Genomic DNA, 12,264 nt, shown 5'->3' on the forward strand with positions numbered 1-12,264 from the left:
CGACCCGAATTGCAACACGTTCTAGTCTGACCCTATGAGCGACGACCTGCTGCGAAACCCCACTCACAACGGCCACCTGCTCGCGGGTGCACTCAAGCGCCACAAGAACCGGCCGGTGCTGTTCCTCGGCGACACCACGCTGACCGGGGGCCAGCTGGCCGAGCGGGTCAGCCAGTACGTCCAGGCGTTCGAGGCGCTGAACGCCGGCACCGGAGTCACGGTGGGCCTGCTGTCGCTCAACCGTCCCGAGGTGCTGATGATCCTGGGCGCCAGTCAGACCCAGGGCTACCGTCGCGTCGCCCTGCATCCGCTGGGTTCGTTGGACGACCACGCCTACGTGCTCTCCGACGCCGGCGCCAGTGCGCTGATCATCGACCCCAACCCGATGTTCGTCGAACGCGCGCTGGGGCTGCTGGAGAAGGTCGACTCGCTCACGCAGATCCTGACCATCGGCCCGGTGCCCGAGCAGTTGAGCGAGGTGGCGGTCGACTTGTCCGCCGAGGCGGCCAAGTTCGAGCCCAAGCCACTGGTCGTCGCCGACCTGCCGCCCGACCACATCGGCGGCATGGCCTACACCGGCGGCACCACCGGCAAGCCCAAGGGCGTGATGGGCACCACCGGCAACATCGCGGCCATGACGCAGATCCAGCTCGCCGAGTGGGAGTGGCCCGAGCACCCGCGTTTCCTGATGTGCACGCCGCTGTCGCACGCCGGTGCGGCGTTCTTCACGCCGACGGTCGTCAAGGGCGGCGAAATGGTGGTGCTGGCCAAATTCGACCCGGCCGAAGTGCTGAGAGTCATTGAGGAGCAACGCATTACAGCCACCATGCTGGTGCCGTCGATGTTGTATGCGCTTATGGACCACCCGGATTCGCAGACCCGCGACCTGTCGTCGCTGGAGACCGTGTACTACGGCGCCTCGGCGATCAACCCGGTGCGGCTGGCCGAAGCGATCCGCCGGTTCGGACCGATCTTCGCCCAGTACTACGGCCAATCCGAGGCGCCCATGGTGATCACCTACCTGGCCAAGGCCGACCACGACGAGAAGCGGTTGACGTCCTGCGGACGCCCCACGCTGTTCGCCCGGGTCGCGCTGCTCGGCGAGGACGGGCAGCCCGTGCCCCAGGGTGAGCCCGGCGAAATCTGTGTCAGCGGACCGCTGTTGGCGGGCGGTTACTGGAACAAGCCGGAGGCGACCGCCGAGGCATTCAGGGACGGCTGGTTGCACACCGGTGACATGGCCCGTGAGGACGAGGACGGGTTCTACTTCATCGTCGACCGGGTCAAAGACATGATCGTCACCGGCGGATTCAACGTGTTCCCCCGCGAAGTCGAGGACGTGATCGCCGAGCACCCGGCCGTCGCCCAAGTGTGTGTGGTGGGCACGCCCGACGAGAAGTGGGGTGAGGCGGTCACTGCGGTGGTGGTGCTGCGTGCCGACGCCGCCCGGGATGACGCCGCGATCGAGAAGATGACCGCCGAGGTGCAGTCCGCGGTGAAGGAACGCAAAGGTTCGGTGCAGTCGCCCAAGCGGGTCGAGATCGTCGACTCGCTGCCGCTGACCGGGCTGGGCAAACCGGACAAGAAGGCAGTGCGGGCACGGTTCTGGGAAGGCGCCGGACGCGCCGTGGGCTGATTGCCGACGCTAGGGTGGCAGTCATGGCTGAACGGATCAAGCCGCCCTGGTGGCTCAAGCCGGTCAACACGGTGTTCATCCAGCTGTCGAAACTCGGCCTCACGTTCGGTGGCGAAAGTCCCGTCGTACTGACCGTGCCCGGCCGCAGGTCCGGCACACCGCGTTCGACACCGGTGACGCCGATGACGCTGGCCGGCCGACAGTATGTGGTGGGCGGCTTCCCGGGTGCCGACTGGGTCTTGAACGTAAGGGCTGCAAGGGAAATCACCCTGCAGCGCGGACGCAGCACCGAGCGCATCCGTGCGGTGGAGCTGTCCCCGGCGGAGGCAAAGCCGGTGCTGCGGGCGTTTCCGACCGAAGTGCCGAGCGGTGTCGGCTTCATGAAACGCTCCGGTCTGATCAAGGACGGGCGCCCCGAAGAATTCGAGGCGCTGGCCGGGCGGTGTGCGGTCTTCCGTCTCGAACCGATCCGATGAACCGCGCGCTACCCGCGGTGCCGCTACTCGCCGCCGGCCTGCTCGCGGCACCGGTCTCACAGGCGTCCGCGGGTTGCCCCCCGGGTGGGGCCGCGCTCCCGCCCGCCAGCGTGCAGCGACAGGTGGGCGATCTCGACGGGGACGGGCTGCCCGACGCACTGTTCATCGGCACGATGCAGAGCGCCGACGGCGCCACGAGCCGTGTCGTCGGGGTCAGCACCGCCAGCGGCGCGCGCACCGAGGTCGACATCACTTCGGCGAGCCCGATTCCGTTGCGGGCATTGGCTATTGAGGCCCAAGGCGACGGCCGACACCAGGTGATCGTCAGCGACGGACGCAGCGCGCGACTGTACGCGTTCGCCGACTGCCGCCTGCAGGTCGTCGTCGACGAGCACTACGGCAGGCCGTTCGTCTTCGACCTGGAGAACCTGCGCGACGACGGCACCGGCGTCGGCTGCAGTGATCTGGGCGACGGGCGCCGCCTGGTCGGGCTGCAGGCACTGGACAGCGGCGGCGAATGGACCGTTCGGCGCACCGAGATCAACCTCGACGGAACCCGTGCCGCCACGGGCCGGTCCGATACCCTGACCGCCACGTCCGCGCAGGACCCGGTGGTGGTCAGCGCCCAGACGATCAGCTGCGGAGCCTTGAGCATCGACCAGGACGGAGTTCAACAGCCTTGAGCGACAACCCATTCAACGCAGCACAGTGGCAGGTCGTGGACGGCTTCGACGACCTGACCGACATCACCTACCACCGCCATGTCGCCGACGCGACGGTCCGGGTCGCGTTCGACCGACCCGAGGTGCGCAACGCCTTCCGGCCGCACACCGTCGACGAGCTGTACCGGGCACTCGACCACGCGCGGATGTCCCCCGATGTGGGCGTGGTGCTGCTGACCGGTAACGGGCCCTCGCCCAAGGACGGCGGCTGGGCCTTCTGCTCCGGCGGTGACCAGCGCATCCGGGGTCGCAGCGGCTACCAGTACGCCGCCGGGGACACCGCCGACACCGTCGACGCGGCCCGGGCAGGCAGATTGCACATCCTGGAGGTGCAGCGGCTGATCCGGTTCATGCCCAAGGTGGTGATCTGCCTGGTCAACGGTTGGGCCGCGGGTGGCGGGCACAGCCTGCACGTGGTCTGCGATCTCACCCTGGCCAGTCGCGAGCACGCGCGGTTCAAGCAGACCGACGCCGATGTCGGCAGCTTCGACGGTGGCTACGGCAGCGCGTACCTCGCGCGCCAGGTGGGGCAGAAGTTCGCCCGCGAGATCTTCTTCCTGGGCCGGCCCTACACCGCCGAGCAGATGCACCGGATGGGTGCGGTGAACGAGGTGGTCGACCACGCCGACCTGGAAACCGTTGCAGTGCAGTGGGCCTCCGAGATCAACGCGAAATCGCCTCAGGCGCAACGGATGTTGAAGTACGCGTTCAACCTGCTCGACGACGGGTTGGTGGGTCAGCAACTGTTCGCCGGCGAAGCGACCCGGCTGGCGTACATGACCGACGAGGCCGTGGAGGGCCGCGACGCTTTCCTGGACAAGCGCAAACCGGACTGGAGCCCGTTCCCGCGGTACTTCTGAGGCGTCGCCGGACGCCGAGCGTCAAGCGGCCCTCACTACGCTCGCTTGATGAGTAAGAGTCCGCTGCGCCGCCTCACCGACCAATTGGTGCTGGCCAGCATGCGCCCGCCCGCCTCGCCGCAAGTGCTGCTCAACCGACCGGCGATCCGACCCGTCGACCTCGACGGCAAGCGCGTCCTGCTGACCGGAGCGTCCTCGGGAATCGGCGAGGCGGCAGCCGAACTTTTCGCCGAGCGCGGCGCCACGGTCGTCGTCGTCGCCCGCCGCCAGGATCTACTGGACGCGCTGGCCGACCGGATCACCACCGCGGGCGGTACCGCGCTGTCGCTACCATGCGACGTTTCGGACATGGCAGCCGTCGACGCGTTGGTGGCCGAGGTGAACCGGCGCATCGGCGGGGTGGACATCCTGGTCAACAACGCCGGCCGGTCCATCCGCCGACCGCTAGCGGAGTCGCTGGACCGCTGGCACGACGTCGAGCGCACCATGGTGCTCAACTACTACGCACCGTTGCGGCTGATGCGCGGCCTGGCGCCGGGGATGATCGAGCGTGGCGATGGGCACATCATCAACGTCTCCACCTGGGGGGTGCTGAACGAGGCATCCCCGCTGTTCGCGGTCTACAACGCCTCCAAGGCCGCGCTGACCTCGGTGACCCGGATCGCCGAAACCGAATGGGGCCCCAAAGGTGTGCATTCCACCGCCCTGTACTACCCGCTGGTCGCCACGCCGATGATCGCGCCGACGAAGGCCTACGACGGGTTGCCCGCGCTGACGCCCCGGGAGGCAGGCGAGTGGATGATCACCGCGGCGCGTACCCGGCCGGTCCAGATAGCGCCGCGAATGGCCATCGCGGCCAAGGCGCTCAACACCGTCGGCCCGCGCTGGGTCAACACCCTGATGCAGACGCGCAACGACCGCCGGGAGTGACACGTGCTAGACACGAAGGATGGAGATTCTGGCGAGCAGGATGCTCCTGCGGCCGACGGACTACCAGCGCTCGCTGAGCTTCTACCGGGACGAGATCGGGCTGGCCATCGCACGTGAATACGGGGCAGGGACAGTGTTTTTCGCTGGCCAGTCGCTACTGGAACTGACCGGCTACGACGAACCGGACCACTCCCGCGGGCCGTTTCCCGGCGCGCTGTGGCTGCAGGTGCGCGACCTGCAGGCAACCCAGGCTGAACTGCGCGGACGCGGGGTGCCGATCGCGCGGGAGGCGCGGCAAGAACCGTGGGGCCTGCACGAGATGCACGTGACCGATCCGGACGGCGTTGCGCTGATTTTCATCGAGGTGCCGCGGGGTCATCCGCTGCGGACGGATACCCGGCAGTGAGCGCGCACCAACCGAAGGTGAACTGCTAGGTAACATCTGGCAACGTCTCGCGATATTCCTGCTTTTTGCCTAGTCACCGGTTCGACAAGCGAACACTCCGAGCACCAGAATCAGGCCCTGTGAACCTCCAGTTGTTCCTCTTGATCATCGTCGTGATCACCGCATTAGCGTTCGACTTCACCAACGGGTTCCACGACACCGGCAACGCCATGGCAACCTCCATCGCCAGCGGCGCGCTCAAGCCCAAAGTGGCGGTGGCACTGTCGGCGGTGTTGAACCTGGTGGGCGCCTTCCTGTCGACCGCGGTGGCTGCCACGATCGCCAAGGGGCTGATCGATGCGCACATCGTGACCCTGGAGCTGGTGTTCGCCGGTCTGGTCGGCGGCGTGGTCTGGAACCTGCTGACCTGGTTGCTCGGGATCCCCTCGAGTTCCTCGCACGCACTGATCGGCGGCATCGTCGGTGCGACGATCGCCGCGGTCGGCGGTCACGGGGTGATCTGGAAGGGTGTCATCTCCAAAGCGATCATCCCGGCCGTGGTCTCGGCCTTATTGGCCATCTTCGTCGGGGCACTGGCCACCTGGCTGGTCTACCGAATCACCCGCGGCGTCCCGATCGAGCGCACCGAGGCCGGATTCCGGCGCGGCCAGATCGGCTCGGCCTCGCTGGTCTCGCTGGCGCACGGCACCAATGACGCCCAGAAGACGATGGGCATCATCTTCCTGGCGCTGATTTCCTACGGCGCCGTCAGCAAGACCGCCACCGTGCCGCCGCTGTGGGTGATCGTCGCCTGCGCGGTGGCGATGGCGTCCGGAACCTACCTGGGCGGCTGGCGGATCATCCGCACGCTGGGCAAGGGCCTGGTCGAGATCAAGTCCCCGCAGGGCATGGCTGCCGAATCATCTTCGGCGGCGGTCATTCTGCTGTCCGCCCACTTCGGCTACGCGCTGTCGACCACGCAGGTCTGCACCGGCTCGGTGATGGGCAGCGGACTGGGCAAACCCGGTGGCGAGGTGCGTTGGGGTGTCGCCGGGCGGATGGCGACCGCATGGCTGGTCACGCTGCCGCTGGCCGGGCTGGTCGGGGCGCTCACGTACTGGATAGTGCACCTCATCGGCGGCTATCCCGGCGCGATCATCGGCTTCGGCCTGCTGGTCGGGGTGTCCGCCGCCATCTACCGCCAGTCGCGCAAGGTCAAGGTCGACCACCGGAACGTCAACGAGGCGTGGGAGGGCAGCGTCACCGCCGGCCTCGAGGTCGCCGGCGTCGAGCCACCTGATGTTCCGCCATCCCCGCCAACCGAGTTCGGCACCGACGACCAGATTCCAGCGAGGAACGCCTCATGACCGGTTGGTTCAATTACGAAGCCACCCTGAAGATCCTGCTGTTCAGCCTGCTCGCCGGCGCGGCCCTGCCGGGGATCTTCGCGCTGGGTGTCCGGTTGCAGGCCGTGGGCACCGGAAACGTCAACGCCGACAAACGGAATCCCGCGCTGGTGGTGCTGGCTTGGACGATCTATGCCCTGGTTGTCGGCGTCGTCATCTTCGGGGTGCTCTACATCGCGCGCGACTTCATCGCGCATCACACTCACTATCCGTTCCTGGGGGCCAAGCTGTGACGACGCAAACCTGGTCGACCTAGGTTTTCCGGCCGTCCTGCCGGGTAAATTGATCAAACGATGAACCGATTCCTCAGCTCGATTGTGTCGTGGTTGCGGGCCGGCTATCCCGAAGGCATACCACCGACGGACTCCTTTGCGGTGCTCGCGTTGCTGGCACGCCGGTTGACGAACGACGAAATCAAAGCCGTCGCAAGCGAACTGATGCGGCGCGGCGAGCTCAACGTCGACAACATCGACATCGGTGTCGCAATCACTCAGCTCACCGACGACCTGCCGACTCCGGCCGACGTGGAACGGGTGCGAGCCCGACTGGCCACCAAGGGCTGGCCGCTCGACGACGCCCGGGACAACGGAGACCGCGCATAGCTATCCTGCGGCAGCTGCGCGTCCCGCCGGGCTCGGCCACCGCACTGCTGCTGCCCGCCCTTCGGCGCGTCCTGGACGGGCAGGATCCCGCGCTGGTCGCGGTACCGGACCAACCCCACTCCGACGCTCTGCTGCGCGCGCTGCGGGTCGGCGAGGCCATCGACGACGACGTGGCCGTGGTGGTGACGACCTCGGGCACCACCGGTGCACCCAAAGGCGCGTTGCTGACCGCAGCGGCGCTGCGCGCGAGCGCGACGGCCACCCACCGCCGTCTCGGCGGACCGGGCCGTTGGCTGCTGGCGGTGCCGCCCTATCACATCGCCGGGCTGCAGGTGTTGATCCGCAGCGTCGTCGCCGGTGCACCGCCGGTGGAACTCGATGTGTCGGGCGGCTTCGACATCGACGAATTGCCCGCTGCGATAACACGATTGGGGCCTGGCAGACGATACGCATCGCTGGTCGCAGCGCAGCTGGCCAAGGCGCTGACCGATCCCGCAGCCACCGCCGCCCTGGCCGAGCTGGACGCCATCCTGCTGGGGGGCGGGCCGACGCCGCGACCGGTGCTGGATGCCGCGGCGAGTGCCGGTCTCACCGTGGTGCGCACCTACGGGATGAGCGAGACGGCCGGCGGCTGCGTCTACGACGGTGTCGCGCTGGACGGGGTCGAGGTGCGGGTGCGCGCCGACCGCCGCATCGTGCTGGGCGGTGCCACCCTGGCCCGCGGTTACCGCAATCCGGTGAACCCCGACCCGTTCGCCGAACCGGGCTGGTTCGTCACCGATGACCTTGGCGCATTGGACGATTCGGGGACGCTGACCGTGCTCGGCCGAGTGGACGACGCGATCAGCACCGGGGGGCTCACCGTGTTGCCGGATCTGGTGGAGGCGGCGCTGCGCACCCACCCCGCAGTCGCCGACTGCGCTGTCTTCGGAGTTGCCGATGCCCGATTGGGCCAGCGGGTGGTCGCCGCGATCGTGGTGAGCCCCGGGTCGACGGCCCCGACGTTGGAGGCGCTGCGGACCCATGCCGATCACACCCTGGACATCACCGCGGCGCCTCGCGAGCTGCACATCGTCGCAGACCTGCCGCGCCGCGGGATCGGCAAACTCGACCGGGCGGCGTTGGCACGACGATTCGAAGCGGCGCGCTAACCGGCGTTACCGCGGACCCCGCGGGGTCTGGGGTGCCTGCGTTCGCGGCGCCTGCGTCTGGGGGGCCTGCGTGCGCGGCGCCGGCGCCTGTGTCTGCGGGGCCTGCGTGCGCGGCGCCGGTGCCTGCGTCTGCGGCGCCTGAGTCTGCGGGGCCTGCGTCCGTGGCTGCGGCGCCTGGGTCGGCTGCGGCGCCTGGGTCGGCTGCGGCGCCTGGGTCGGCTGTGGCGCCTGGGTCGGCTGCGGTGCCACCGTTGTCTGCCGGGGAGCGGCGGTGGTGGGAACGGCCGTCGACGGGGGCGCCGTGGTGGGCGGAATCGTCGTCGTCCGGGGCAGCGTAGTGGTGGGCTCGGTGGTGACCGCCGTCGTGCTGGGCGGTGAGGTCGGCGCAGTCGTGGGCGGCGTCGTGACAGCAGTCGTCGTGGGCGCCGTGGTGGTGACCGGTGTGGTGTACGGCGTCGTCGGCGGCGTCACCACCGGCCAGGTCGGCATGCCCGGCTGCCAGCCCGGGAACGGAACGATGATCGGCACCGGGATGGGCACGGGAGCGACCGGCGCCTGATTCGGCACGGGAGCGGCGGGCGTCCCACCGGGCACCGGGCTCTGTTGCCGCGGCGGCGCCTGAACAGCGGGAACTGTGCCGCCCTGGAACCCGACGGTGGGCGCCTCAGGCGGTGGGGGCGGCACCGGCGCCTGCTGCTCCGTCGGCAACAGGGGCATGAACTTGCCGGGCTGCGCATTCTGGTGACCTTCGACCGGCATCGACGCCGCGGTCGGACGGACGGTCACGGCCACCGCGACCGCTAACGAGGCGAAGCCGAGAACCGCGAACCCGACCACGGCATTGCTGATCAGCAGCCGCCGCAGACTCTGCGGTTGGCCACCGGCCGCTTCGGGGTCATCCTCGTCGAACCCGTCGTCGTACTCATCGGCGTACCCGTCGCCGTACTCGTCGAGGCCGTCGGAGTCGACCGGCAGGATGTCGTACTCGCCGGCCTGCGAATACGCCAGCTGCTCGTCGCCCGACCCCGGCGGACCCCCGTCGGCGGGCTGCATGTATGCGGTTGCATCTCCCGGGGTCCCCGGGTCACCCGCGGGCGCACCCGAATGGAAATACGCATGCGGGTTCGCGTCACCGGCCAGACCCGGGTCGCCCGGGGAAGCACTCGGGTCGGTGTAGGAGTGCGAGTACGAGACCAGAGTCATGTCGTCGGACGTGACCCCCTGAGGGGCGTTCGCCCCGCCGTCGCCCCAGATCGGGCTGGCCGTGGTCGCATCCGCCGGGAACGCCGAGTGATCCGCGCCCGAACCCGACGGGCCGAACCCGCCGTGGTCCGGGGGCAGGTGCGGATCTTCGATCGGCGACGCATAGCCGCCGCCGTCGCCCACCGGACCGGAAACGCCACCGTCGCCGGGTACCGCCGACTGGTCCACGCCCGAGCCGGACGGGCCGAAGCCGCCGGCCGAGCTGGATGAGCCGCCATCCGAGGGCAACACCGGCTGAGCCATCGTCGCGTTGGCGGACCCGAAGCCGCCACCATCGACGGGCGGTGCCGACTGGTCGAATCCCGACCCCGTGGGACCGGAGCCGTAGCCACCGTCGCCGCCCAGCGCGGGCGCGGCCATGGTGGCATCGGGAGACAACGCCGGGGCAGCCATCGTCGCGTCCGGGCCCGCGCCGTAATTGCCGTCCATCGGCGTCGCCGACATCATGGTCGCCGGCGCCGACGGGTCACCGGATGCCATCGGGCTGGACAGGTGGCTGCCGAACAGCAACGCCACAGCGGCGGCGCGGCCGGGACCCACCGGCCGCATGGCCGCCTGCGACTCCGGGACCAGCTGCACATTCGGCACGCCCGCGTAGTCCAGCGCCTGCCGTAAGCGCTCGGCCTGATAGTGGTCGGACCAGCACAACTCGGTCGCGAACAGCCGGTGCCCTTCGTCGGCCAGCAACCGGCTGGTGCCGACCACGGTGTCGGTCAGCATCCCGACCGAGTCTGCGGGCAGATTGATCGAATACTGGTCGATGACCTCATCACGGCGGGCAGCCACGTCGATCAGAGCCAGGCGTGCGACCCGGTCCGTGACCGCCACCCCCAACACGACGTCCATTGCGGCTCTCCTTCAGCTGGTTACCCCACAACCAGCGATGTCCCGGCATAATTACACTGCGATACCGTCAGGCACTATTCGTCATTCAGGCGACAAGGTTTGCACCTATGAGCGCAGCGTAACCGCATTCTCAACCGGCGGGGCCGGGCATAGCGAATCCTTCCGCTGTTCATAGCCTGCTCTCAGCCACTGCCACGTCGTCCGAATGGAGAATATGTTCGCAACCGAACAACGCAGTGGCCCCGGCAGGGGGTTCCCTTGCCGCCAGACCAACGCGGCACCCGCAGCACCCGACCTCAAACCCTGGGGGGCACCGTGAGCCTGAACAGCGACGACGCGCCGACCGGCCCCATCGCGGGCACTCGCACGGCGCCGCCCGGACCGCCACCCGCCGCGGGTACGTCGCAGCGCCCCGCACCGGCGCGGGAAGCCGCCGCGCAGCTGGCCAAGCGCAACACCCTGCGCGACCTCGTTGCGGTGGTCCTATTGCTGCTGGCACCGCTGTTCCCGTGGAACCTGTATTTCGGGTTGGGCATCCCGGGCAGCAGAGCGGTGCTGTGGGCCGTCGTGGGAGTGGTGACGCTGCTGTCGCTGACGGCGATCGCGGTGTCGCGTGCCCGACTCGACCCGGCAAAGCTCGCCAAGCTGCGGTTGAGCCTGAACCTTCCCTACGTGCTGGTGATCGTGGGCTTCATCGTTTTCGACGCGATCCAATCGATCGAATTCGGTGGCCAGGTGCATGTGCCGGGGGGCGTCGGACCGGGCGCCTGGCTGGGGTTCGCCGGCGCTCTGCTCAGTGCGCAGCCGGTGTTCGTCAGTCCGGTCATCGACGAAAGTCGGTACGCCCGGGGGCTGCGGGCCGCGCGGTTCATCGGTTACGTCTCGATGTTCGGGGCGGCGCTGAGCGCCGGCTTCAACCTGTGCTGGCGGTTGCGCTACGCCTTGCAGGGCGTCGAGGGTTCCGGGGAATTCGGCACCCAGAACATCGCGGTGATCCTGACCTCCGTCGTCTACGGAGCGGTGGCGCTGGCCGCCGTGCTGGTCGCGTCGCGGTGGATCCTGCGCAACACCAACGGATCCCGGTTGGCGACGCTGGCCCTGGGCGCCTCCAGCGTGGTGGCCGGCATCGTCGTGTGGACCCTGCCGGGCGGCCGCGAGATCGACGCGTTCCACGGCATCGCGCAGAACACCTCCACGGCCGGCGTCGGGTACGAGGGATACCTGGCTTGGGCCGGCGCGGCGGCGCTGTTCGCGCCGCTGGCCCTGTTCAGCTCCGCCCAGACCCGGTCGGACCGGGAGCTGTGGCGGGCCGCCATCCGCAAAGGCCTGGCGCTGATCATCGTCTGGTGCCTGGGCTCGGTGCTGATGAGATTCACCGACCTGGCCGTCGCGGTGATGCTGCGTTACCCGTTCTCGCGCTACGACACCATGACGTTGGCGGTGTTCGCTCTCGCCACCGGGGTGTTGGCGTGGTGGCTGCGCGCCAAGCTGGCCAGCGGACCGCTGCGGTCGTCGCTGCTGGTCTGGCTGAGCGGGCTGGTGTTCACCCTCGCAATCTCCCGGGTCGTCCTCGGCGTACTGCTGGCGCCCCGCTTCGATCAGGTCTCGGTCAACCCGGTCTACGGGAACAACCTGGCGCAACAGATCGACAGCATGTTCGACGTGACACTCTGCGGACTCGCCTTCTGCATTTTCGCCGCGGTCATCATCGCGGGACGTATCCGCAAACCTCGGCGCCGGATACGGCGACCCGGCCAGCGGCCCACCGCGGGCTCACCCGGACCGGGGCGCCCGGCCGCGCCCATCCCGACCCGGCCCGGCATGGCGCCACCACCATCGGAGGCCAGCACCACCCGGTTCGGGGCTGCCGGGGGCAGGCATGAGGCACCTACCTCGGTGCTGTCCGGCCCGTCGCCGCGGATTTTCCGGCCCGGCGAATCGGCACCGCGGCCGAAGATCTACCGCCCCCCGGGCAACCCGTCGTAGT

At 69.0% G+C, this 12,264-nt stretch carries 12 protein-coding genes; 11 read left to right on the forward strand and 1 reads right to left on the reverse strand.

Translation table 11 applies throughout. From position 1 onward, the window contains the following. Positions 1 to 34 precede the first annotated feature (34 nt). The 10 genes from fadD8 (at position 35) to menE (ending at position 8,168) form a co-directional block, all read left to right on the forward strand. A complete protein-coding gene (gene fadD8 / locus AC5Y3Z_RS14665) occupies positions 35 to 1,636 on the forward strand; it encodes a fatty-acid--CoA ligase FadD8 (protein ID WP_463825701.1) in 1,602 nt (533 codons plus the stop codon). A 23-nt stretch (positions 1,637 to 1,659) separates the two neighbouring features. Beyond that, positions 1,660 to 2,112 (forward strand): nitroreductase family deazaflavin-dependent oxidoreductase, encoded by a 453-nt coding sequence (locus AC5Y3Z_RS14670; protein ID WP_463825700.1) that lies wholly within the window; start codon positions 1,660 to 1,662, stop codon positions 2,110 to 2,112. Continuing rightward, a complete protein-coding gene (locus tag AC5Y3Z_RS14675) occupies positions 2,109 to 2,795 on the forward strand; it encodes a hypothetical protein (protein WP_473139391.1) in 687 nt (228 codons plus the stop codon). The genes AC5Y3Z_RS14670 and AC5Y3Z_RS14675 overlap by 4 nt, the downstream gene beginning before the upstream one ends. Then, positions 2,792 to 3,694, forward strand: coding sequence for a 1,4-dihydroxy-2-naphthoyl-CoA synthase (locus AC5Y3Z_RS14680; protein ID WP_463825698.1), 903 nt, complete (start codon positions 2,792 to 2,794; stop codon positions 3,692 to 3,694). The genes AC5Y3Z_RS14675 and AC5Y3Z_RS14680 overlap by 4 nt, the downstream gene beginning before the upstream one ends. Before the next feature lie 48 nt (positions 3,695 to 3,742). Further along, positions 3,743 to 4,624 (forward strand): SDR family oxidoreductase, encoded by an 882-nt coding sequence (locus tag AC5Y3Z_RS14685; RefSeq protein WP_473139392.1) that lies wholly within the window; start codon positions 3,743 to 3,745, stop codon positions 4,622 to 4,624. A 19-nt stretch (positions 4,625 to 4,643) separates the two neighbouring features. Continuing rightward, positions 4,644 to 5,030, forward strand: coding sequence for a VOC family protein (locus tag AC5Y3Z_RS14690; RefSeq protein WP_463825696.1), 387 nt, complete (start codon positions 4,644 to 4,646; stop codon positions 5,028 to 5,030). A gap of 119 nt (positions 5,031 to 5,149) precedes the next feature. Then, entirely contained in the window at positions 5,150 to 6,376 is a 1,227-nt protein-coding gene (locus AC5Y3Z_RS14695; protein WP_463825695.1) for an inorganic phosphate transporter, read from the forward strand. Next, complete coding sequence (locus tag AC5Y3Z_RS14700) at positions 6,373 to 6,648, forward strand: hypothetical protein (RefSeq protein ID WP_463825694.1); 276 nt, start codon at positions 6,373 to 6,375, stop codon at positions 6,646 to 6,648. Before AC5Y3Z_RS14695 ends, AC5Y3Z_RS14700 begins: the two co-directional genes overlap by 4 nt. 60 nt (positions 6,649 to 6,708) lie before the next feature. Then, positions 6,709 to 7,017: a DUF3349 domain-containing protein gene (locus AC5Y3Z_RS14705; protein WP_473139393.1), complete on the forward strand. Its 309-nt coding sequence runs from the start codon at positions 6,709 to 6,711 to the stop codon at positions 7,015 to 7,017. Positions 7,018 to 7,061: 44 nt separating this feature from the next. After that, positions 7,062 to 8,168 carry an o-succinylbenzoate--CoA ligase gene (gene menE / locus AC5Y3Z_RS14710; protein WP_473139504.1) on the forward strand — a complete coding sequence of 369 codons (1,107 nt, stop codon included), beginning with the start codon at positions 7,062 to 7,064 and terminating at the stop codon, positions 8,166 to 8,168. Positions 8,169 to 8,174: 6 nt separating this feature from the next. Here menE and AC5Y3Z_RS14715 read toward each other — a convergent pair whose 3' ends face one another. Continuing rightward, complete coding sequence (locus AC5Y3Z_RS14715) at positions 8,175 to 10,277, reverse strand: DUF7159 family protein (protein WP_463825692.1); 2,103 nt, start codon at positions 10,275 to 10,277, stop codon at positions 8,175 to 8,177. A 441-nt stretch (positions 10,278 to 10,718) separates the two neighbouring features. Here AC5Y3Z_RS14715 and AC5Y3Z_RS14720 point away from each other — a divergent pair, with 441 nt between their 5' ends. Continuing rightward, positions 10,719 to 12,263 (forward strand): DUF7937 domain-containing protein, encoded by a 1,545-nt coding sequence (locus AC5Y3Z_RS14720; protein ID WP_499917931.1) that lies wholly within the window; start codon positions 10,719 to 10,721, stop codon positions 12,261 to 12,263. Position 12,264: the final 1 nt, after the last annotated feature.

The organism is Mycobacterium sp. NGS61 (assembly GCF_059812325.1).